A 21,743-nucleotide genomic window follows, 5' to 3' on the forward strand; every position below is an offset into this window, starting at 1 on the left:
CGAGCGTTAATGGCTTGCGGGCAAGGCTCCTTGCGACTGGCAAAGCTACGCGCCGCCACAAAAACTGACAAGTCCCGCACAACCGGCAGTCGCCAACGCTTGGCCCGCAAGGCCTTGAGCACTAGACTGGCGGCCTTTTCACCACCTGATGTTGATGCTTGAGCCATGGCCGCCGAAGTCGAACCGTTCTGGAAACGCAAAACCCTCGATCAGCTGAATCACCAGGAATGGGAATCGCTGTGCGACGGCTGTGGTCTGTGCTGCCTGCAAAAGCTCGAGGATGAGGAAGACAACAGCGTTTACTACACGCGCATCGCCTGCAAACTGCTGGACCTGAAAACCTGCCAGTGCAGCGATTACCCGAATCGCATCAAATTTGTCCCGGACTGCATCCAGCTCACCCCGGGCCAGGCCGAAGAATTCAAATGGCTGCCGCCGACCTGCGGTTATCGACTGGTCAGCGAAGGCAAGGATCTGCCGTTGTGGCACCACCTGGTTTGCGGCGATCGCGACGCGGTGCACCACGAGCGGATTTCCCAGTCCGGGCGCATGCTCGCCGAAGGCAGCGTGCCGGAGGATGACTGGGAAGATCACCTGATTTTCCGCGCGGGCTGAACACCTGCGGATTCAAGCTTTACCAAGGAGTGTGTATGGCTGTCGGATTGTCGCGAGCGTTGATGATTGCGCTGCTGGCGGTGAGCGCGCCGGCATGGGCGGCGAAGAAAGTCGATCTGGATTATCACGTGCGCCTGTTGCCACAGAGCGATCAGGCCGAAGTACGCCTGACCCTGGCCAAAGGCGAGGCGGTGCGCAGTCTCGACTTCGATCTTGGCGACGGCAGCCATTACAGCGACTTCAAGGCTGACGGCCAGTGGCTGCTGACCCCGGGCAAAAACGCCCGGGGCGTCTGGCGCCCGACCAGTGACAAGTCCAGCCTGACCTACCGCGTACGCGTCAGCCACGGTCGCAAGAACGGCAGCTTCGACACGCGCATGACCCCAAGCTGGGCGTTGATGCGCGGCGATGAACTGGTGCCGCCAGCCAAACTCGATCAGCAGGACGGCACCGAACTGGTCGCGCGTCTGCAATTCGAATTGCCCGACGGTTGGAAGAGCATCGAAACCGCTTGGCCGCGCATCGGCAAAAACAAGTTCCGCATCGACAATCCTTCGCGCCTGTTCGACCGCCCGACCGGGTGGATGCTCGCCGGCCACCTCGGCAGCCGCCGCACTCGCTTGGGTGAAACCGAGGTCACCGTGGCCTCGCCGCAAGGGCAGGGCATGCGTCGAATGGACGTGCTGACATTGCTCACGTTCGTCTGGCCGCAGGTGCAGGCGGTTTATCCACGACATCCGGCCAAACTGTTGATTGTCGGTGCCAGCGACCCGATGTGGCGCGGCAGCCTCAGTGCGCATGAGTCCATCTACGTGAATACGCGATTGCCGCTGGTCAGCGAAAGCGGTAGCAGTGCGCTGGTGCGTGAGCTGGCACAGGTGTTCGGGCGGATCAACGACGAGCAGCGCAGCGACTGGATCAGCGAAGGCTTTGCCGAGTATTACGCGATTGAACTGGTGCGCCGCGCGGGCGGCATGAGCGATGAGCGTTATCAGAGTTTGCAGGCGAAACTGACCAGGGACAGCCAGAAAGTCACGACCTTGCGCGGCGAGCAGATCAGCCCGGCGCAGGTGGCGAAAGCGGTGGTGCTGTTGCAGGAACTGGATGGCGAGATTCGTTTGAAAACGCGCAACAAGCGTTCGCTGGATGATGTCTTGCGTGGGGCGATGCATCTGGGGGCGGTGAGTACCAAGGAGTTTGTGCAACTGGCCGAGAGCGTGCTCGGCGAGTCTTCCAAAGTCCTCGATACCGCGTTGCTACAGTAAAGATCAAAAGATCGCAGCCTGCGGCAGCTCCTACCTGTGGAATGCGTTTTCCCTGTAGGAGCTGCCGCAGGCTGCGATCTTTTGCTTTTAAGCTATCAAACCCCGGCTTTCGGCGATTTCACTGAATCATTGCCGGTCACGGTGGCGGTGCTGGTCGCCGCCTCGGCATTGGCTTTGAGCTTGCTCAACTCTTCCCCGGCCCGCTCGATCTTCGCCCGCACATTGTTCATGTCCTGACGACTTTTCTCAAACAGGCTCTTCACCGAACTGTGCCCGGTAATCCCGCGCGCCATGGCCACGCCGCCAATCGCCACCTGAATCAAGCCGAACACACCGCCACGGCGCAGGCCCTTACCGACCATGATCACGCCGCCCGCGAGCGAGCCGATACGCTCCCAACCTTCCACGTTCTGCTCGGAACGGCTCTGGAACGGGGTGGATTCGATACGTTCGACACGTTTGAGCTCGGTCATGATCTTTCTCCAGGCAATAAGTAATGGATAAACAAGCTGACTGCCAGAGCGGTCAGCTCGTTCCATCAAATGTGCGACGCTTCAGCGGAATTTCGGCCCGGAGCGGGTGTTCAAGCCCTTGGCCATGCGGTCGTAGAGCACGACGTTGACCGTGGCGGCGAGGTTCATGCAGCCGGTGGTCGGGATGTACACGACGTCTTCGCACCAGTCGCGGATGTCTTTGTCCAGCGAACCGTCTTCGGGGCCGAAGATATACAGGGCGCGATCCGGGTGGGTGTATTCCGGCAGCGGGCGGGCGCCCTCGACCAGTTCCACGGCGACCGGTACGCAGTTGAGCGGGAGGATCTTTTTCAGATCGTCGATGCCGATCAGCGGGATGTCGTAGTGCACGCGTTTGGTGTCGGTGACGAAGTCGGCGGCGCGTTCATAACGCTTGCCGGTGTAGAACACCGACGCCACGCCATAGCAGCCTGCGGCGCGCATCACCGAACCGACGTTCTCCGGTGATTTGGGGTTATACAAACCAATGCAGCTGTACCGTTTGTCTGCCACGAGCGAGGTGCCTTCGGGAAAAAGAGCGCGATTATACGGGGATTGGGGGAGGGTGGGCAGATTCGAGGTCTGCGGTGTCTGGCCGGCCGCCTTCGCGAGCAGGCTCGCTCCCACATTGATTTCGTGTACACCACCGATCAAATGTGGAAGCGAGCCTGCTCGCGAAGGGGCCAGTTCAGGCGCTGAAGATCATCAGTCTTCTTTCTTCATCAACCCGGCCAATGCGGCAAACGGGTTATGCGTTGCCTTGGCGATCTTCGGCGTGCTCAGCGAGCCTTCGCTGAAATACTGCTGATCGGTATAGCGCGAGTGTTCGTTGTCGTGGCAATACAGGCACAACAATTCCCAGTTCGAGCCGTCCTGCGGGTTGTTGTCATGGTTGTGGTCGCGGTGGTGCACGGTCAGTTCGCTCAGGCGCTTGCCGGAAAACTCACGGGTGCAGCGGCCACAGACGTGCGGGTACATTTTCAGGGCCTTGTCGCGGTAGCCCATTTCCTTGTCGCGCTGGTTGTCGGCGAGGATGCGATCCAGCTTCGACGTGTTGGTTGGGGTGGACGAACTCATGGGTTCACCTTTGTAAAAGACTAATGACGGTTATGCGCAGAGTTTAGCTCAGCCCTTGAGCTTCTCGGCAATCCAGATCGTGTGGCGGGTGCCCTTGTTGCCGTGGGCGAAGACCTGGACTTCTTCGGCCTTGAAGCCGGCCTTCTTCAATTTGTCGGAAAACAGCCGGTCGGCGCTGGCCGACCATACCGCCAGCACGCCTTTCGGGCGCAGGGCTTTGGCGCAGGCATTCAGACCGGCGGCCGAGTACAGCCAACTGTTGGCCTTCTGAGTCAGGCCTTCGGGGCCGTTGTCGACATCGAGCATGATCGCGTCGAAACCGTTCGGCTCACTTTGCAGGACCTTGGCCACGTCTTCCTGACGGATCACCGTGCGCGGATCCAGCAGCGGTCGGCCGGACTTTTCGCCGAGCGGGCCACGGTTCCACTCGACCACACCTGGCACCAGCTCCGCGACCACCACTTCGGCAGTCTTGCCCAGATGCTTGAGTGCCGAGGCGAGGGTGAAACCCATGCCCAAACCGCCGATCAGCACTCGCGAATCCGGCCGGCCCGCGACCTTGCGGCACGGAATCTCGGCCAGTGCATCTTCGGAACCGTGCATGCGCGTGTTCATCAATTGTCCGCCGTCGCCGCCCTGGATCTTGATGACAAAATCCTCGCCATATTCGAACAGGCACAGGGCACCGCCGCTTTCAGGGATCGGGGTGGTGTCGAGCAGAACGAAACGTTTCATGGAAATCTCTACAAGGGGGAAGGCAAGCAGGCCCGTTGGGAGTAGCCTGAGCGCAGACTAGAGGCCAAACGGAGCCCTTGATGAAGCGCACCATTCTAACGGTCATTGCCCTGGCCGCGCTCTCGATTACTGCAGTGCAGGCGCAACAGGCGATTCCGCTCAGCCCGGCGCCGCAACCCGGCTCGCCCGGAACAGCGACACCGACGCCGTATCCGCAGATCACGCCGATCAACATTCCCAAGTCTGGCGCCGGCAGTGGCAGTCCACCGCTGGTGCCGATCGAAATGCCCAGCCCGCCGAGCAAGGATCAGCCGGTGCCGGGCATTGAACCGAGCGGCACCAAGGCAAAATCCCCCGGCGGTTAAACCTGTTGCGCCGCCAGTTGACCGTCGGCCATACGCAGGCGTTTCGACAGGGAGACGGCGAGGGCGCGGATGATCTTCGCGGCGATCTTCGGCGCGTCGTTGAGCATTTTTTCCAGCGAATCCTTGCCGAGGTTCAATAGCTGGCAGTTAGTCGCGGCGACGCAGGTGGCCGAGCGTCGTTCACCGTCGAGCACGGCCATTTCGCCGAACGCCCGGCCACTGCGCAGGGTGGCCATGGTGATCACCTGACCATCGGGCCCGGTTTTCTGCACGGCGACCTGGCCGGTGTGGAGGATGCACATGAAACTGCCGGCATCGCCCTCACGGAAAATCGCCTCGCCTTCAGCCACGGTGCTGATGCTGAAGTAGCCGGAAGCGGCCGCAAAATCGGCCAGCTGCAATTGATCGAACAGGCCGCAGTCCATCAGCCAGTCGCGGATTTCGTTGTTCAGTAAGGTCGGTTCTGACATGTCGTCACGGTCTTTTTGTTTTTACATTTTCAAGGCTGTACACCGCCCCTGTGGGAGCGAGCCTGCTCGCGAAAGCGTAGTGCCAGTCACCGACGATGTGGATGACAGGTCGCATTCGCGAGCAGGCTCGCTCCCACAAAGGATCTTGGGGGTATCGGCCTCTTGGGTCTGGAATTAAGACCCAAGTGACCGACGGAGTTCCTCAGGCCAGGCCCAAAACCTTGAAAACAAATGCGTATTCGAGCGCTACGTCACGTAATCCCTGATAACGCCCGCTCATCCCGCCATGCCCGGCGCCCAGTTCTGTCTTGAGCAGCAGCACATTGTTGTCGGTCTTGGTCGCGCGCAATTTCGCCACCCACTTGGCCGCTTCCCAGTACTGCACGCGGCTGTCGTTGTAGCCGGCGATTACCAGCGTTGCAGGATAGTCCTGCGCGCTGACGTTTTCGTAGGGCGCGTAAGCCTTGATCCGCTCGTAAACCTCCGGCTCCTCGGGATTGCCCCATTCGTCATATTCGGTGACGGTCAGCGGCAGCTCCGGGTCGAGCATGGTGTTGAGCACGTCGACGAACGGCACTTCGGCAATCGCCACGGCGAACAGATCCGGGCGCTGGTTGAGCACCGCACCAATCAGCAAACCACCGGCGCTGCCACCGCTGATCGCCAGTTTTTCAGCCGTGGTAATGCCGTTGAGGATCAGAAACTCGGCGCAGGCGATAAAATCGCTGAAGGTGTTGTGCTTGTGTTCCTGCTTGCCGGCGCGATACCAGGCTTCGCCCAATTCACCGCCGCCGCGCACGTGAGCAATGGCGAAGGCCATGCCACGATCCAGAAGACTCAGGCGCGCATGGGAGAACCACGGATCAAGGCTCGAACCGTAAGCGCCATAGCCATAGAGATACAGCGGCACCGCTTGGCCGACCATTTCGCGCTTCATCACCAGGCTGATCGGTACTTGCGTGCCGTCCGGTGCCGTCGCCCACAGACGCTGACTGACGTATGCGTCGGCGTCGAACGGGCCGAGCACCGGGGTTTCTTTCAACACCGCTTGTTCGCCGCTGGCGAGGATCAGTTGGCGAACCTGTGCCGGACGATTCAACGCCTCGTAGCGCAGACGAATGCGGTCGCTTTCAAATTCCAGGCTGTTTTGCACATACAGGCTGTAGGCCGCGTCCGGCAATTGCACGCGATAAGGCGTCAGACCGTGTGGGTGCACTTCGATGATCGGCAGGCCACCCTCGCGCAGACTCAGGGTCATGGCCTCGGTGTTGAGGCTGACGCCATCAAGCATCACTGTGTCGCTGTGGGGGATCAGGTTCTGCCAGTCGGCCTCGATCGGCGCGGTGCCGCTGTCCGGGGCCTGATACAGGGCGTAGTTGATGCCGTCGCGGTTGGTGCGGATAAACCACGTCCACACGCCATCGAGCAGGCCGTGATCGACATCGTATTCATGATCCTCGACCCGTGGCGCCAGGCAGGTGAACGGCAGGTGCGGCTGATTGGCGTCGAGTGCCCAGACTTCACTGGTGGTCTTGCTGCCCAGCGACAGCAGCAGTTGCTGCTCGGAGCTGGAACGGTAGCAATGCAGGAAGAAACGCCCGTCTGCCTCGTGGAAAACTTCTTCGGCAGCAGTGCCATCGAGGCGATAGCGGAACAACTTGTGTGGACGATGGGTGTCGTCGAGCACGCCAAAAAACAGGGTCAGGCTGTCATTGGCCCAGGTCATGCTGCCGTCGCAGTCTTCGAACTCCAGTTCGCTGACCTTGTCGTTGGACAGTTCCTTGACGAACAGCGTGTAAATCTCATCGCCCGAGGCGTCGACGCTGTAGGCCAGACGTTGATGGTCCGGGCTGATGCTGAACGCGCCCAGCGAGAAGAACCCGCCGTTGGCCAGCACATTCGGGTCCAGCAGCAGTTGCTCGCGGCTTTCGTCGAGGGTCAGGCTGTCGTCCGCCGGTCGCGGGCAACGGTAGTGCCGGGCGTATTCGTCACCCGCCGTGGTGCGCGTGTAATACAGGTACGGGCCCCACGGCGATGGCAGGGACAGGTCGGTTTCGAGAATCCGGCCCTTGATCTCTTCGAACAGGGAGTCGCGCAGGTCGGCCTGATCGGCAGTTTGCGCCTCTTGATAAGCGTTTTCGGCCTTGAGGTAATCGAGCACCGCGTCGGTGTCGCGCTCCTGCAGCCAGGCATACGGGTCGGCACCGGGCGCCTTGTGGGCAATCGGGGCACTGATGACGTTGGCGGATTGGGGCATGGAAGGCTCTCGGACAAATTACGGAATAGGGTTTTCGCAGCTTTTGAAACCGTCGCAGGCCCCTGTGGGAGCGAGCCTGCTCGCGAAAGCGGTGGGTCAGACAACAATGTTTCAACTGACAGTCCGTATTCGCGAGCAGGCTCGCTCCCACAGGTCGCATGTCTATTGGGACAAGCCGGATGGGCGAAAAGTCGTTACTATAAGCGCCTCTTTGCCTGCCTTGCCATGGACACCATGACCGAGAACGACTATCTGATCGCCTGGGGCCTCTACGCCTTTGCCGCTGTGGGCTGCCTGTTGGTATGGATGCGCCTGACCACCTGGATGTGGCGCTGGTTGCGCGAGCCGCTTCGCGTGCTGATGGCGGTGTTGCTGTTCAGCCCGACCATCATTGATCCGGTGAAAGCCAAGGTTGCGCCGTCCATTGCCATCACCGCGCTGGATTTGGCCTTCAAGGTCGGCAACAACGCCTGGCGTGCAGTCTCCGATCTGTTCATGTACAGCATGATCGCGTTCGGCATTTACCTGATTTTCGTGGCGATCCGCTTCCCGATCGAGCGTGCTTCGCGTGCGCGTCGTGAACAGGCAGAAGCCGCCAAAGCCGCCGCTCGCGCCGATGATCGCGATGACGATCAACCGTTCGGCGGCGCCGGTGATGACCGTTACGGTCGCCCGCCAGTACCGAACAATCCGCAGCGCATGCGGGTCGAGCCGCGCCTGTAACCCGAGAGTCCGCACATGTGTGAATTACTGGGCATGAGTGCCAACGTGCCGACCGATATCGTGTTCAGCTTCACCGGCCTGATGCAGCGCGGCGGCCGCACCGGCCCGCACCGTGACGGCTGGGGCATCGCTTTCTATGAAGGCCGTGGCTTACGGCTGTTTCAGGATCCGGCGGCGAGTTGCGAGTCGGAAGTCGCCAATCTGGTGCAGCGTTATCCGATCAAGAGCGAAGTGGTCATCGGCCACATCCGCCAGGCCAACGTCGGCAAGGTCTGCCTGTCCAACACTCACCCGTTCGTCCGCGAACTGTGGGGGCGTAACTGGTGTTTCGCGCACAACGGCCAGCTCGCCGATTTCACTCCGATCAAAAGTTTCTACCGCCCGGTCGGCGATACCGACAGTGAAGCGGCGTTCTGCGATTTGCTCAACCGCGTGCGTGCAGCATTCCCGGAGCCGGTCGATATAGAAGAGCTGTTGCCGGATCTGGTCGCTGCCTGCGCCGAATACCGCAGCAAAGGCGTGTTCAACTGCCTGCTCAGCGATGGTGACTGGCTGTTCTGCTATTGCTCGACCAAACTCGCACAGATCACCCGCCGCGCACCGTTCGGCCCGGCGCGTCTGAAGGATGTCGACGTGATCGTCGATTTTCAGGCGGAGACCACGCCCAACGACGTGGTCACGGTGATCGCCACCGAACCTTTGACCGAAAATGAAACCTGGACCCGCTACGAACCGGGCCAATGGAGCCTGTGGCGACGCGGCGAATGCGTCAGCCAGGGCAAGACCGAATAAGGATTGCACCCCATGTTGCTCAGTTATGTACGGCTGGTGTTGTTTGCGGCGGGCCTGTTGATCGGTGTCCAGGTGCCGGGATTCATCAATGATTACGCGAAGCGGGTCGAGGCGCATCTGATCGAAGCGCAGACCGGTTTGCGCGGTTTTCAAGGGACTGCCGAGCAGTTCTTCAAGGGCGATATGCAGGCACTGGTCGCGCATTACCGCGCCAGTGAAGATCCGATCTTCCGCAGCGACGCCGACAGTCTGAACACCTTGCTCACGCGTCAGGTGGCGTTGGACAAGCAGTTCCAGGCGATGCAAGGCCCGTGGTACATCCGCTTCCTGCAAGTGGTGCTGGCCGCTGACCCGGATATTCGCAAGGAAACCTGGAACGGCTACAGCTACCAGATCCTGCTGACCCCGGAAGCGATGATCTGGGGCATGAGCGGGGCGTTGCTGCTGTCGTTCGGCATTGAATGCCTGTTCCGACTGATCGACTGGGTGGTGCTCGGTGGTCGACGTTTGCGCCAGAGCCGGCCGATCGAAGACCGCGACGTGCGCGGCCTCTGATGATCATTCCCACGCTCCGCGTGGGAATGCCTCAACGGACGCTCCGCGTTCGGCTTTCGAGGGACGCGGAGCGTCCCGGGCTGCATTCCCACGCGGAGCGTAGGAACGATCAACTTAACGCGATGTAGTCCTTGCCCACCTTGTGTGCATACCCTTCAAGCACCTGCTGACACAACGTCACAATCTCCTCGACCCACTCAACCCCCACCCGCCACGACACCACCACCTGCAGGTTTGGCGGTCGCTGATCAATATCCAATAACGTCAATTCCCCCCGCGCCAATTCCTCAGCCACCAACACTGGCGGCAGCACACCAATCCCAAATCCATCACGCAATAACCGGGTAATCGCCGACACCGAGTTCACGCAATTCAAACGTGGCGCCAGTACGCCATTGGCTTGCATCAACGCCAACAGATCCTGATGCGGCCGGGAGTTTTTCGAGTAGGTGATGATCCGTTCCTGCGCCAGTTCGGCGAGGTCGGCGTAATCGCGGTTGTAGATAGAATTGCTGGCGACAATCCAGCCCAGCGGATGACTGGCCAGCTCCAGACTGCGCACGCTTTCATGGCGGATCAGATCGGTTTGCAGAACGATGTCGAGAAAGCCTTTTTGCAGCTGATCGCAGAGGTTCAGCGAGGTATCCGCCACCAGCTCGATTTCCACCCGTGGGTACAGATCGGTCATCTGCGCCACCAACGGGCTGAGCCAGGTGTGGATTACCGTGTCCATTACGCCGATACGGACGCGACCAACCTTGCTCGAGCGGGTCTCGATTGACTGTTTCAGGGCGGACATGGTGTCGAGCATCTGCTCGGCATACTCCAGCACTTTCAGGCCTTCGGGCGTCAGGCTGACACCGCGTGAATCGCGCAAAAACAGCTTCACCCCCAGCTCACCTTCCAGTACCGCGATGCGGCTGGAAATCGACGCCTGGGTGGTGAACAGCTTATCGGCGGTCAGACGAAAACTCTTCAGTCGGGCGACCCAGACAAAGGTCTCGAGAAACTTCAGGTTCATGGGCAAGGCTCGGGTGACAAATTTTTCTTATGGCTAAGGCGGGTTTTTATTCGTTGGACGCAGCAGGGCCGCGCGACGAAAAATCGACGCATCCGGTCCCCACGATAGGCGTCGTCGGGGCTACGAACAAGACCAATAAAAAACCTGCGGAGATAAGCCATGCGTGCTCCCGACACCCTAGAAGTACCCAAGGCAACGGCGCGTCCGGGGCCGTTCGACTGGTATCGCAACATCAACCAACAGGAGCGCCGCACGTTCTGGAGCTGCAAGATCGGCTACGGTCTGGACGGCATGGACACGCAGATGCTCAGCTTCGTCGTGCCGACGCTGATCGCGATGTGGGGCATTACCACCGGTGAGGCCGGGCTGATTCACACCAGCACCTTGATCGCTTCCGCCATCGGCGGTTGGGTCGCCGGGATTCTCTCTGACCGCATCGGTCGCGTGCGCACCCTGCAACTGACCGTGCTGTGGTTCGCCTTCTTCACCTTCCTCTGCGGCTTCGCGCAAAACTACGAACAACTGCTGATCGCGCGGACGTTGATGGGCTTCGGTTTCGGCGGCGAATGGACCGCCGGTGCGGTGCTGATCGGCGAGGTGATCCGCGCCAAGGACCGTGGCAAAGCGGTGGGCATGGTGCAATCCGGGTGGGCACTGGGCTGGGGGCTGACGGCGATTCTGTATGCGCTGCTGTTCTCGGTGTTGCCGCCGGAAGACGCCTGGCGTGCACTGTTCATCCTCGGCATCGTGCCGGCGATTTTTGTGATTTTCGTCCGTCGACTGGTGAAAGATCCGGAGATCTACCGCGAGGCCAAGGCGCAGCAAACGCCGGAGACTCAATCGAAATTCTACGAGATCTTCGCACCCGGCATGCTCTTCACCACGTTCCGCGCTTCGCTGCTGACCACGGGGGCGCTGGGCGGTTATTACGCGATCACTTCCTGGCTGCCGACCTTTCTGAAAAACGAACGCGGCTTGAGCGTACTCGGCACCGGCGGCTATCTGGCCATGGTGATTGTCGGTTCCTACGTCGGCTATGTGATTAGCGCTTATCTGACTGACCTGCTGGGGCGTAAGAAGAACTTCATTCTCTTTGCGGTCGGCTCGTTCACCATCGTTCTGCTCTACACGCAGCTGCCGGTGAGCAACGGCGTGATGCTGTGGCTGGGCTTCCCGCTGGGCTTCTTCGCCTCGGGGATTTTCAGCGGTATGGGCGCGTTTCTGACTGAACTGTTCCCCACGCGAATTCGCGGTTCGGGGCAGGGCTTTTGCTACAACATCGGTCGGGCGCTGGCTGCCCTGTTTCCGCTGCTGATCGGCCTGCTCAGCCAGACAGTACCATTGAGCGTAGGCATTGGCGCCTTTGCAGCGGTGTCGTACGGCGTGGTGATTATCGCGGCGTTGAGTCTGCCGGAAACGCGCGGCAAGCAACTGGACGCGCAGTAACTGATAACCTGCGCAGCACAGTCCTACAGATAAAAAGACAAGCACCTACAGGAGTGTTCACCGTGAGCCGCCTGCTATTGAATTGCGACATTGGCGAGAGCTTCGGCAACTGGACCATGGGTCTGGATGTCGAGGTCATGCCCTTCATCGATTGCGCCAACGTGGCCTGTGGTTTTCACGCGGGTGATCCGAGCATCATGCGCAAGACCGTCAGCCTGGCGTTGAGCCACGGCGTGCAGATCGGCGCACACCCGGCTTATCAGGATCTGGTCGGCTTCGGTCGACGTTCCATGGCGTACTCGGCGCAAGAGCTGCAAGACATCCTGCATTACCAGATCGGCGCCCTCGACGGCATTTGCAAAGCCCAGGGCGGCCGTGTCAGTTACGTCAAACCCCATGGTGCGATGTACAACGACATGATGGCCAACCCGGCGCAATTGCGTGCGGTGATTCAGGCGGTGGCCGCTTATGACCGCAGCCTGCCGCTGATGCTGATGGCCACCCGCGACAACTCCGCTGCGCAGCAGATCGGCGATGAGTATGGCGTGACAATGTGGTTCGAAGCATTCGCTGACCGTGCTTACGACAGTGCCGGCAAACTGGTCTCGCGACAATTGCCGGGCGCGGTGCATCACGACCCGGGAAAAATCATCGAGCAAGCCCTGACCATTGCCCGGGGCGACAACCTCAGCGCCAGCGACGGCAGCGCCTTGCGCCTGCACGCCAACACCCTCTGCGTGCACGGTGACAACGCCAGTTCAGTAGCCGCCGTGCAACGCATTCGCGAAGCCTTGAATCAGCAGAGCGCCTCATGAACCCAAGGATTGAAGTGGTGGCACTGGATTGCCTGATGCTGCGTCTGTTCGATGAAATCGCCGAAGCCAACATGCCGTGGATGCTTGCTGCCAGTGAGCGTTTGCGTGCGGTATTCGGTGAGCAACTCATCGATCTGGTGCCGTCTTATACGACGTTGATGGTGCATTACGATTTGACCGCATTGAGTCCGAGTCAGGCGCGGGAATTGATCGCCGAAGCGTTGATCGATCTGTCACCGAATGCGCAAACCGCTGGCCAATGCCATGTGCTGCCGGTCTGGTACGACTTGAGTGTCGGCCCTGAGTTGAGTTTGCTGGCCGAACGCAGCGGTCTGGCGGTGGATGAAGTGATCCGTCGCCACAGCGGACGTGAGTATCAGGTATTCGCCCTTGGTTTCGCGCCGGGTTTCGCGTTTATGGGGTTGGTCGAAGAAGTGCTTGCCGCGCCTCGCCTGAACACGCCACGCAAAAAAGTCGCTGCCGGTAGCGTGGGCATTGCCGAACGGCAGACGGCGGCTTACCCCGTGGTCTCTCCCGGCGGCTGGAACCTGATCGGCCGCACCCCGGCCAAGTTGTTCGACCGCAATCGCGATGGCTACAGCCTGATGCAACCCGGCGACACCGTGCGATTCGAAGCGGTCAGTCATGCCGAGTTCGTCAATCTGGGCGGCGATGACACGCCACTGGAGGCGCAGGCATGAGCCGACTGAGGATTGAAGCGAGTACACCGCTGTGTCTGTTGCAGGACGCGGGACGTTTCGGCGTGCGGCATCTGGGCGTCACCCAGGGCGGCGCGGCGGATTGGTGCTCAGCGAGCTGGGCCAACTGGATGCTGGGCAACCGACTGGATGTGCCGGTCATCGAAATCACCCTTGGCGGGTTTGCCGTAGTCGCTGAAGACGATTGTTTGCTGGCGCTGGCCGGAGCTGATCTAGGCGCGCAGATTGATGGTCAACCGCTGGCGCCGTGGCGCAGTTTCAAGTTGGGTAAAGGACAGAAGTTGCTGTTCACGCAACCGTTGCTCGGTGCCCGGGCTTATCTGGCGGCGCCCGGCGGTTTCGAGGCGCCCAAGGTCTTGGGTAGTAGCGCGACAGTGGTGCGCGAGGCGTTCGGTGGTCTGGATGGCCTGGGCTTGCCGCTGGCCAAGGGGGCGGCGCTGAGTTATCGCGGTGAATCGCTGTCGCTTCGCGAAGTGCCTTTGGCGTTACGGCTGGATCTGAAATCGAATGCACCACTGGATCTGGTGCTCGGTGCGCAGATTGGCCAGTTCAGCGGGCAGAGTCTGTTCGATGCATTCAACAGTGCCTGGACGCTGGACAGCCGCGCCGATCGCATGGGCATTCGTTTGCTGGGCAAGGCGTTGGAATATCAGGGCCAGCCAATGATTTCTGAAGGAATTCCTCTCGGTGCGGTGCAAGTGCCGCCGGACGGCCAGCCGATTGTGTTGCTCAATGATCGGCAGACGATTGGCGGGTATCCACGATTGGGCGCATTGACGCCGTTGGCGTTGGCGCGGTTGGCGCAGTGCCTGCCGGGGGCGCAGGTGCGGTTGCGGCCGGTGGTGCAGGAAGTTGCGCACTGTGAGCACATCAAATATCTGCAGCGCTTCAGCAATAGCTAAAAGCTTCGCGAGCAGGCTCGCTCCCACAGGGTGAAATGCATTCCAATGTGGGAGCGAGCCTGCTCGCGAAGGGGCCATTACTGACAAAACAGATTATTTGGACAAAAACCGCATCCCTTCCTCAAGCCCGCGCAACGTCAACGGATACATCTGATCCTCGATCAGATCCCGTACGATGTTGGTCGACGAGGTATAGCCCCAGGTATCTTTCGGATACGGGTTGATCCAGATGAGCTTCTTGTACTTCTCCATGAAGCGCTGCATCCACACGTAGCCCGGCTCTTCGTTCCAGTGCTCGACACTGCCACCAGCCTGGGTGATTTCATACGGCGCCATGGCGGCGTCACCGATGAATATCACTTTGTAGTCGGCGCCGTACTTGTGTAGCAAGTCCTGGGTCGACGTGCGCTCTGAAGTGCGGCGCATGTTGTTCTTCCACACCGATTCGTAAACGAAGTTGTGGAAGTAGAAGTACTCCAGATGTTTGAACTCGGTCTTGCAGGCCGAGAACAGTTCTTCGCAGATCTTCACGTGCGCGTCCATCGAACCGCCGATGTCGAACAGCAACAACAGCTTCACCGTGTTGCGGCGCTCCGGGCGCATCTGAATGTTCAGCAGGCCCGCATCTTTGGCGGTGTGATCGATGGTGCCGTCGATGTCCAGCTCTTCTGCCGCGCCCTGACGCGCAAACTTGCGCAGTCGACGCAGGGCGACTTTGATATTGCGCGTGCCCAGTTCCACCGAATCATCGAGATTCTTGTACTCGCGCTGATCCCAGACTTTCACCGCTTTGCCCTGGCGCTTGCCAGCATCGCCGACCCGAATGCCTTCCGGGTTGAAGCCGCCGGAACCGAACGGGCTGGTGCCGCCGGTGCCGATCCACTTGTTGCCGCCGGCGTGGCGTTCCTTCTGTTCTTCCAGACGTTTCTTGAACTCTTCGATCAGCTTGTCCAGACCGCCGAGGGACTGGATCTGCGCGCGTTCCTCGTCGCTCAGCGAGCGCTCGAACTCCTTGCGCAGCCAGTCTTCGGGAATCAGCGCCTGCAAGTGATCGTCGAGCTTTTCCAAGCCATTGAAGTAGGCGCCGAACGCACGGTCGAACTTGTCGAAATGGCGTTCGTCCTTGACCAGAATCGCCCGCGACAAGTAGTAGAACTCGTCCATGTCGGCGAAGGTCACGCGCTGTTTCAGCGCGTTGATCAGGTCGAGCAGCTCGCGCACCGACACCGGCACCTTGGCTGCACGCATTTCATTGAACAGGTTGAGCAACATGGCATCAGCCTCTTAGCGGGTGCCGCGACGGCTCATGAACGCCAGGCGCTCAAGCAGTTGCACGTCCTGTTCGTTCTTCACCAAAGCACCGGCCAGTGGCGGAATTGCCTTGGTCGGATCACGTTCGCGCAACACCGCTTCGCCAATGTTGTCGGCCATCAGCAGCTTCAGCCAGTCGACCAGTTCCGAGGTCGACGGCTTCTTCTTCAGGCCCGGCACTTTGCGCACGTCGAAGAACACGTCCAGCGCTTCGCTGACCAGATCCTTCTTAATGTCCGGGTAGTGCACGTCGACGATTTTCTGCAGGGTCGGGCGGTCCGGGAAGGCGATATAGTGGAAGAAGCAACGGCGCAGGAAAGCGTCCGGCAGCTCTTTTTCGTTGTTCGAAGTAATGATGATGATCGGGCGTTTTTTCGCCTTGATGGTCTCGTCGATCTCGTAAACGTAGAACTCCATCTTGTCGAGTTCTTGCAGCAAGTCGTTCGGGAACTCAATGTCGGCCTTGTCGATCTCGTCGATCAGCAGAATGACCCGCTCTTCGGACTCGAAAGCCTCCCAGAGTTTGCCCTTTTTAAGGTAGTTGCGAACGTCGTGAACCTTTTCCGTTCCCAGTTGCGAGTCACGCAGACGGCTGACAGCGTCGTACTCATAGAGACCCTGATGCGCCTTGGTGGTGGATTTGATGTGCCAGGTGATCAACTTGGCGTTGAACGATTCGGCCAGTTGCTCGGCGAGCATGGTCTTGCCGGTGCCCGGCTCGCCCTTGACCAGCAGCGGCCGCTCCAGGGTGATGGCGGCGTTGACCGCCAGCTTCAGGTCATCGGTGGCGACGTAGGCCTGGGTGCCTTCGAACTTCATCTGCTAATCCTCGAACGGTAACGCCGACCTGAACGGGCAGGGCGGGGGCAAAATAATCGAATGCCCGACTATAACGCGCAGGCCGGTCGACTGTGAACGCAGACGGCTTATTCAGTCTCTGAATGGGGCGTCACATGTTGACTCAGTCTCGGCCGATGGCCAGTATTCAGGTATCGCCGATTTGGCGATAGCCTCTCGGTCATGACGACTAAATACCGATTTCGCGACAAATACCGCATTCAGTTGCGCGAGAAGGATCATCCGCCGCCCCATGTGCACCTTATCGGTGGCGGCGTGGATGTGATGCTGAGCCTTGAAACCGTTGGGGTGATGATGGGCAAGGCGCCGCCACTGAAGCGCTGGCGTGGGTCTCGGCTCATCAAGTGCAACTATTGGAGGACTGGAAACGATGTTACCCATGAAAAGGCCTCGCCTGTCAGCAGTGCAGGCACTGTCAGACTTTCGATTGGCACTGACCTTTATTGATGGACAGGAACTGACACTTGATCTCTGCCGGGATATTAAAGCTTATCCAGGGTTGCAGCCATTGCTCGATTCCAAGGTGTTTTTGACCGCGACATTGGATGACTATGGCTGGACTGTCGAATGGCTTGAACCCGATATACAGATTGGTGCAGATACACTTTACATGGATGCGCTAGCTCAAAACGCAGCCGATGAAAACACGCGAATCTTTATCGACTGGCGCGCCCGAACGGGACTGTCTCTTAGTCAGGCTGCCGAAGCGCTGGGTGTCAGCGCTCGTAGCATCAGTCGCTACAGTAATGGGCGCGAGGCAGTCCCACGTTCACTGGCGCTGGCTTGCCTGGGCTGGGATTCACTGCAACAAAGCTCAACACTGGCTGCAGAGGAGTCGGGTCGCTATATCGTCAACCGCAAAACCTAACCCGCATCAGGCTTCGGCCGCTCATACCGCGCATTGAATGCCTGTACGAAACCATTACGCAAAATCTGCAAAAAAGCTTCGAACGCGCTGATATTTTGCTGATGTACGTTGCCACTGAGCTCGACCTTGGTGGCGAACTGGTTTTTCGCCTGGTTCTTCAGCACGGTTTCAGTACCACCGACCAAAGCCTCCCAGACCGAGCGGAAGATGCTCTTGTTGTTGTTTTCCACGTCCTGCTGCCAGTTGAACACTTCGACGTCGCGCAGCAGTGGTTTGATGTAGCCGTTGACCTTGGCTTTTTTGGCTTGGGCTTCGATCACCACATCACCGTGGCCGGCGTTGAAGTCGAACTTGCCGTAGGCCGAGGCGAAGTCGTTCATGCTTTTGAGTTCGATGTCCTTGGCGCGCAGGCGGAATTCGAAGTCCTCGAAGTTGCTCAGAGGGTCGAACGTTGCGGTGGTTTCCAGCGGTGCATGCCCCAGCAGCAGGGCTTTGCCTTCAAAGCGGGCGTCGCGTTTGCCCTGTTTGTCGACCACGTTGGTCAGGTTGTAGATGCTCGCGTCGACGTTGGTCGCGTTCATGTTCACCGGCGGTTTTGAGTTGAAATTGCGAAAGCTGATCTTGCCGTCGTGAATCTGCACTTCGTCGAGGGTTATCGGCAGCAATTTGCCTAGTTGCGCACGCCAGTCAGTGCCCTGACCGGTCTGGGAGTTCTGCTTGTTGGCTCCGCCATCGACGAAATTGATTTCGGGATTGACGAATTTCACTTGCGCCACCACAGCATGGTCGTACCACAGCGAATGCCAGCTGACCGCAAGATCGATCAGCGGTGCATTGACGAACGGCACCGGCACCTTGCCGTCGACCTTGACGATTTTCAGGCCATTGATCTTGTAGGCGCCGCGCCACCACGCGAGGTCGACATCAGTGATCTGGCCGCGGTAATCACCCATGTCCGCCAGCTTGCCGTTCAGGTAGTCACGCACCATGTAGGGCAGGGCGATGTGCAGCGCGATCAGCAGCACAACGACGACGGCGAAAGTCCCTAGTGGCCAACTGTAGCGACGCTTCATGACGGCAATTCCCTGACGATGTAAGCGATTGACTGTTACGCCGCGCAGACGTTCGACCCGACTGGACTGCGCCAGGCAACAGGCATACCTTGGAAGGCTGAATTCAATGCTGCATAAGGACCCAGCCATGAGCCGTATTTTCGCTGACAACGCCCATTCCATCGGTAATACGCCGCTGGTGCAGATCAACCGCATCGCACCGCGTGGCGTGACCATTCTGGCCAAGATCGAGGGGCGCAACCCCGGTTATTCGGTCAAGTGCCGGATCGGCGCCAACATGATCTGGGACGCCGAGAGCAGCGGCAAACTCAAGCCGGGCATGACCATTGTCGAGCCGACGTCGGGTAACACGGGGATTGGCCTGGCATTTGTTGCCGCCGCTCGTGGTTACAAATTGATGCTGACCATGCCGGCCTCGATGAGTATCGAGCGCCGTAAGGTTCTCAAGGCCTTGGGCGCCGAGCTGGTGTTGACCGAGCCGGCCAAGGGCATGAAAGGCGCCATCGAGAAAGCCGCCGAGATCGTCGCCAGCGATGCTGACAAGTACTTCATGCCATCGCAGTTCGATAACCCGGCCAACCCGGCGATTCACGAAAAAACCACCGGTCCGGAAATCTGGAACGACACCGATGGTGCGGTGGATGTACTGGTGGCCGGAGTCGGCACCGGCGGAACCATCACGGGCGTTTCGCGGTATATCAAGAATACCCAGGGCAAACCGATCCTGTCGGTGGCGGTGGAACCGGTTTCCTCGCCGGTGATCAGCCAGGCGCTGGCGGGCGAAGAGATCAAACCGAGTCCGCACAAGATTCAGGGGATCGGTGCCGGTTTTGTGCCGAAGAACCTGGATCTGTCGATGGTCGACCGGGTCGAGCAGGTCACCGACGACGAATCCAAGGCCATGGCGCTGCGCTTGATGCAGGAAGAAGGGATTTTGTGCGGCATCTCCTGCGGTGCAGCGATGGCGGTAGCAGTGCGTCTGGCGGAGACGCCGGAAATGCAGGGCAAGACTATCGTGGTGATTCTGCCTGACTCGGGTGAGCGTTATCTGTCGAGCATGTTGTTCAGCGATCTGTTCACTGAACAGGAGACTCAGCAGTAATCCAGTTGATTCAGGTCAGCCGCGGTTCAGGATCGTTATGCTAATAAATGCTTTGTTGCGCAATTCTTAACACTGATTCTTGTGTAAGGCGGGTTTTGCCCGGCGCCGGTAGTGTTTATCATGGCCGGCTGCCATGCCGGGTAAAGGGCGTTGCGCAGCGTTGTCTTTATTCAAGGAGTTGTTGATGACCTTTTCGTTTGCCGCCAAGGCGTTTGTGCTGCTGCTCTTTTTGGGCAGCACGCTCTATGTGCATTTGCGCGGCAAGGCGCGTTTGCCGGTTCTGCGTCAGTTCGTCAACCACTCGGCGCTCTTCGCTCCTTACAACGCCTTGATGTACCTGTTTTCCGGCGTGCCGTCGAAGCCGTATCTGGATCGCAGCAAATTCCCGGAACTGGACGTACTGCGCGACAACTGGGAAACCATTCGCGACGAGGCCATGCACCTGTTCGACGAAGGCTATATTCGCGCGGCGGAAAAGAACAATGACGCCGGTTTCGGCTCGTTCTTCAAGAAGGGCTGGAAGCGTTTCTACCTCAAGTGGTACGACAAACCGCTGCCGTCGGCTGAAACCCTGTGCCCGAAAACCGTCGCGCTGGTCAGTGCGATTCCCAACGTCAAAGGCGCGATGTTCGCGCTGTTGCCGGGTGGCAGCCATTTGAACCCGCATCGCGATCCGTTCGCCGGCTCGCTGCGTTATCACCTCGGCTTGTCGACGCCGAACTCCGACGATTGCCGGATTTTCGTCGATGGTCAGGTGTACGCCTGGCGTGACGGCGAAGACGTGATGTTCGACGAAACCTACGTGCACTGGGTCAAGAACGAAACCGACCAAACCCGCGTGATCCTGTTCTGCGACGTCGAGCGTCCGCTGAGCAACCGCCTCATGACCCGCATCAACCGCTCGATCAGCGCCTGGCTCGGCCGTGCCACCGCACCGCAGAACCTCGACGACGAACGCGTCGGCGGGATCAATCAGGCCTACGCCTGGAGCAAGAGCTTCAGCGACAAATTCAGCGGCGTGGTCAAACAGTGGAAACGCCGTCATCCGAAGGCCTACCGCGTGATGCGGCCGGTGCTGGCAGTGGTGGTGTTGACGTTGTTGGGGTATTGGCTGTTTGGTTGAGGCTGGATGTGTAATAAAAACCGCTCCTTGTGAGCGGTTTTTTATTGCCTGCGAATCAGCGCCGTCCAGCGAGAACGTTGGGTTCATCTACGTCAATGCCATCGACAAGAACCTGCAGAAATCGTTGCTGGTTGGTGGATAACACTAAATCCCCCAGCTTTTCATCGGCTTTGCGTGATCCCTTTTTCGAGGGGGCTCGTTTAACAACCTTACGCATTTTTTTGCCCTCGCTGATCATTAATTGAACAGTTTTCACAATACTTTACCCTCCACTGCGAGCACAAGCCGGCCATCCAAATCAAATGTGAAGCCGAGCTGTCTATATTTCGGAATGGCTCCTTGCATGGGCTCCTGAACTTCAATCAATCTGCTGCCAATAATTTGGGCAAATTCGTCAATGGCCAGCATCGCCAACGCCGCGATACGGTTTTTAAGTGGATGCGCTTCCCCTGGCCTTCCCTCTAGTCGCACGATTCGAATTCGCTGACGGCTATTGTTTGGAATGACAAAACACAGCCCGCAGAGCTCTTGTTCAAACCAGATCGCGACATCCAGAGACAAGGGTTCTCGGGTCTTCCAGGTGACGACATCTCCCCAGGAAAAATGCGGGTTATCCCAAAGCTCAAAAGCACTCATTGCCTGAGCATCGATGGCTTCGAAGCGTACTTTCGAAAAGTCTGCTCCCTCATGAAAAAGCATTTTCTTGGTGGTGATACTAGCCGCCTTTCTCGCCTCTGACCGACACAACTGATAGCGCAGATAACTCCGTTCCCTTGGCATATGATTTCGAGCATTCCATGTCTCCCCATCGATAGGTGTAGCCGTTGCTCAACAGCCTATTCAGCTCCCATGTATCCGTCGCTACTGGCCCTTTGTCCAAATCATTGCAATCCATGTCGCCCGCTGGTTATAGTCGGCGCTCGTGAGCCGTACGGCTCACCCTCCAACCCCTCAAAAAAGATCTGCGCCAATGCCTGCATCCCTTATCAACGCGGTAGTCGATTCAGCGGTCAACGCTGGCGTCGTGCCGTGCGGGAATCAGCAGCCCCAGCAGATCAGTCATTACCCTCCACCTGTCAGTAGCACGCCGGTGTGCGCAGTCGTATCACCGCCGGGCGTTGGCGTTTCGGGCTGATCGG

General features: G+C 59.2%; 25 protein-coding genes and 1 pseudogene. 14 read left to right on the top strand and 12 right to left on the bottom strand.

Going from position 1 to position 21,743, the window contains the following annotated elements; all coding sequences use genetic code 11:
• Window positions 1-165 precede the first annotated feature (165 nt).
• Together HU718_RS08125 and HU718_RS08130 are read left to right on the top strand one after the other, a co-directional pair.
• Complete coding sequence (locus HU718_RS08125; protein WP_038358388.1) at window positions 166-615, top strand: YcgN family cysteine cluster protein; 450 nt, start codon at window positions 166-168, stop codon at window positions 613-615.
• Window positions 616-650: 35 nt separating this feature from the next.
• The gene (locus HU718_RS08130; protein WP_186612707.1) at window positions 651-1,880 is read left to right on the top strand and encodes a hypothetical protein; all 1,230 of its coding nucleotides are present in this window, start codon (window positions 651-653) and stop codon (window positions 1,878-1,880) included.
• A 95-nt stretch (window positions 1,881-1,975) separates the two neighbouring features.
• Here the strand turns inward: HU718_RS08130 and HU718_RS08135 are convergent, their stop codons facing one another.
• From HU718_RS08135 to HU718_RS08150, 4 genes are all read right to left on the bottom strand, one after another.
• Window positions 1,976-2,353, bottom strand: a complete 378-nt coding sequence (locus HU718_RS08135) for a YgaP family membrane protein (RefSeq protein WP_095049253.1) — start codon at window positions 2,351-2,353, stop codon at window positions 1,976-1,978.
• Between the two features lie 81 nt (window positions 2,354-2,434).
• Window positions 2,435-2,905 carry an RNA methyltransferase gene (locus HU718_RS08140; RefSeq protein ID WP_150730362.1) on the bottom strand — a complete coding sequence of 157 codons (471 nt, stop codon included), beginning with the start codon at window positions 2,903-2,905 and terminating at the stop codon, window positions 2,435-2,437.
• Window positions 2,906-3,097: 192 nt separating this feature from the next.
• Entirely contained in the window at window positions 3,098-3,469 is a 372-nt protein-coding gene (locus HU718_RS08145) for a YajD family HNH nuclease (protein ID WP_007911336.1), read from the bottom strand.
• A gap of 48 nt (window positions 3,470-3,517) precedes the next feature.
• Window positions 3,518-4,204, bottom strand: a complete 687-nt coding sequence (locus tag HU718_RS08150) for a spermidine synthase (protein ID WP_007911335.1) — start codon at window positions 4,202-4,204, stop codon at window positions 3,518-3,520.
• An 80-nt stretch (window positions 4,205-4,284) separates the two neighbouring features.
• On the opposite strand from HU718_RS08150, the gene HU718_RS08155 reads away from it, so the two are divergent.
• Window positions 4,285-4,569 (top strand): hypothetical protein, encoded by a 285-nt coding sequence (locus tag HU718_RS08155; RefSeq protein WP_186612709.1) that lies wholly within the window; start codon window positions 4,285-4,287, stop codon window positions 4,567-4,569.
• Here the strand turns inward: HU718_RS08155 and HU718_RS08160 are convergent.
• Together HU718_RS08160 and HU718_RS08165 are read right to left on the bottom strand one after the other, a co-directional pair.
• On the bottom strand, window positions 4,566-5,039 hold the full coding sequence (locus HU718_RS08160) for a cyclic nucleotide-binding domain-containing protein (RefSeq protein ID WP_077571551.1): 474 nt from the start codon (window positions 5,037-5,039) through the stop codon (window positions 4,566-4,568). The genes HU718_RS08155 and HU718_RS08160 overlap by 4 nt on opposite strands.
• Before the next feature lie 202 nt (window positions 5,040-5,241).
• Entirely contained in the window at window positions 5,242-7,296 is a 2,055-nt protein-coding gene (locus tag HU718_RS08165; protein ID WP_186612711.1) for a S9 family peptidase, read from the bottom strand.
• A 225-nt stretch (window positions 7,297-7,521) separates the two neighbouring features.
• On the opposite strand from HU718_RS08165, the gene HU718_RS08170 reads away from it, so the two are divergent.
• The 3 genes from HU718_RS08170 to HU718_RS08180 are packed head-to-tail and all read left to right on the top strand — an operon-like array spanning window position 7,522 to window position 9,366.
• Window positions 7,522-8,019 (top strand): MFS transporter, encoded by a 498-nt coding sequence (locus HU718_RS08170; protein ID WP_186612713.1) that lies wholly within the window; start codon window positions 7,522-7,524, stop codon window positions 8,017-8,019.
• A 15-nt stretch (window positions 8,020-8,034) separates the two neighbouring features.
• On the top strand, window positions 8,035-8,811 hold the full coding sequence (locus HU718_RS08175) for a class II glutamine amidotransferase (protein WP_007911322.1): 777 nt from the start codon (window positions 8,035-8,037) through the stop codon (window positions 8,809-8,811).
• Between the two features lie 12 nt (window positions 8,812-8,823).
• The gene (locus tag HU718_RS08180; protein ID WP_034153178.1) at window positions 8,824-9,366 is read left to right on the top strand and encodes a DUF2937 family protein; all 543 of its coding nucleotides are present in this window, start codon (window positions 8,824-8,826) and stop codon (window positions 9,364-9,366) included.
• 109 nt (window positions 9,367-9,475) lie between these two features.
• Here HU718_RS08180 and HU718_RS08185 read toward each other — a convergent pair whose 3' ends face one another.
• Window positions 9,476-10,387: a LysR family transcriptional regulator gene (locus HU718_RS08185; protein ID WP_110720063.1), complete on the bottom strand. Its 912-nt coding sequence runs from the start codon at window positions 10,385-10,387 to the stop codon at window positions 9,476-9,478.
• Between the two features lie 159 nt (window positions 10,388-10,546).
• On the opposite strand from HU718_RS08185, the gene HU718_RS08190 reads away from it, so the two are divergent.
• The 4 genes from HU718_RS08190 (at window position 10,547) to HU718_RS08205 (ending at window position 14,269) form a co-directional block, all read left to right on the top strand.
• A complete protein-coding gene (locus HU718_RS08190) occupies window positions 10,547-11,833 on the top strand; it encodes an MFS transporter (protein ID WP_175555078.1) in 1,287 nt (428 codons plus the stop codon).
• 62 nt (window positions 11,834-11,895) lie between these two features.
• Complete coding sequence (locus tag HU718_RS08195; protein WP_186612714.1) at window positions 11,896-12,648, top strand: 5-oxoprolinase subunit PxpA; 753 nt, start codon at window positions 11,896-11,898, stop codon at window positions 12,646-12,648.
• The gene (gene pxpB, locus HU718_RS08200) at window positions 12,645-13,349 is read left to right on the top strand and encodes a 5-oxoprolinase subunit PxpB (protein ID WP_095119083.1); all 705 of its coding nucleotides are present in this window, start codon (window positions 12,645-12,647) and stop codon (window positions 13,347-13,349) included. The genes HU718_RS08195 and pxpB overlap by 4 nt, the downstream gene beginning before the upstream one ends.
• The gene (locus tag HU718_RS08205) at window positions 13,346-14,269 is read left to right on the top strand and encodes a 5-oxoprolinase subunit C family protein (protein WP_095119082.1); all 924 of its coding nucleotides are present in this window, start codon (window positions 13,346-13,348) and stop codon (window positions 14,267-14,269) included. Before pxpB ends, HU718_RS08205 begins: the two co-directional genes overlap by 4 nt.
• Window positions 14,270-14,362: 93 nt before the next feature.
• On the opposite strand, the gene HU718_RS08210 is transcribed toward HU718_RS08205, so the two are convergent.
• Both HU718_RS08210 and HU718_RS08215 read right to left on the bottom strand, forming a co-directional pair.
• Window positions 14,363-15,541, bottom strand: a complete 1,179-nt coding sequence (locus tag HU718_RS08210; RefSeq protein ID WP_007911295.1) for a vWA domain-containing protein — start codon at window positions 15,539-15,541, stop codon at window positions 14,363-14,365.
• A 12-nt stretch (window positions 15,542-15,553) separates the two neighbouring features.
• Window positions 15,554-16,399 (bottom strand): AAA family ATPase, encoded by an 846-nt coding sequence (locus tag HU718_RS08215; protein ID WP_038358424.1) that lies wholly within the window; start codon window positions 16,397-16,399, stop codon window positions 15,554-15,556.
• A 201-nt stretch (window positions 16,400-16,600) separates the two neighbouring features.
• Here HU718_RS08215 and HU718_RS08220 point away from each other — a divergent pair.
• Window positions 16,601-16,821 (top strand): annotated as a pseudogene (locus HU718_RS08220) (DUF4160 domain-containing protein).
• Window positions 16,809-17,306, top strand: a complete 498-nt coding sequence (locus tag HU718_RS08225; protein ID WP_186612716.1) for a helix-turn-helix domain-containing protein — start codon at window positions 16,809-16,811, stop codon at window positions 17,304-17,306. Before HU718_RS08220 ends, HU718_RS08225 begins: the two are co-directional and overlap by 13 nt.
• Here HU718_RS08225 and HU718_RS08230 read toward each other — a convergent pair.
• Complete coding sequence (locus tag HU718_RS08230) at window positions 17,303-18,379, bottom strand: AsmA family protein (RefSeq protein WP_186612718.1); 1,077 nt, start codon at window positions 18,377-18,379, stop codon at window positions 17,303-17,305. The genes HU718_RS08225 and HU718_RS08230 overlap by 4 nt on opposite strands.
• A 127-nt stretch (window positions 18,380-18,506) precedes the next feature.
• On the opposite strand from HU718_RS08230, the gene cysK reads away from it, so the two are divergent.
• On the top strand, window positions 18,507-19,481 hold the full coding sequence (cysK, locus tag HU718_RS08235) for a cysteine synthase A (protein ID WP_095119080.1): 975 nt from the start codon (window positions 18,507-18,509) through the stop codon (window positions 19,479-19,481).
• A gap of 184 nt (window positions 19,482-19,665) precedes the next feature.
• On the top strand, window positions 19,666-20,604 hold the full coding sequence (locus tag HU718_RS08240) for an aspartyl/asparaginyl beta-hydroxylase domain-containing protein (RefSeq protein ID WP_038358439.1): 939 nt from the start codon (window positions 19,666-19,668) through the stop codon (window positions 20,602-20,604).
• 55 nt (window positions 20,605-20,659) lie between these two features.
• Here the strand turns inward: HU718_RS08240 and HU718_RS08245 are convergent, their stop codons facing one another.
• Together HU718_RS08245 and HU718_RS08250 are read right to left on the bottom strand one after the other, a co-directional pair.
• A complete protein-coding gene (locus HU718_RS08245; RefSeq protein WP_127926226.1) occupies window positions 20,660-20,860 on the bottom strand; it encodes a hypothetical protein in 201 nt (66 codons plus the stop codon).
• A complete protein-coding gene (locus tag HU718_RS08250; RefSeq protein WP_186612720.1) occupies window positions 20,857-21,384 on the bottom strand; it encodes a hypothetical protein in 528 nt (175 codons plus the stop codon). The genes HU718_RS08245 and HU718_RS08250 overlap by 4 nt, the downstream gene beginning before the upstream one ends.
• Between the last annotated feature and the right edge of the window lie 359 nt (window positions 21,385-21,743).

The organism is Pseudomonas tensinigenes (assembly GCF_014268445.2).
In the GTDB taxonomy this organism is placed as follows: Bacteria; Pseudomonadota; Gammaproteobacteria; order Pseudomonadales; family Pseudomonadaceae; genus Aquipseudomonas; species Aquipseudomonas tensinigenes.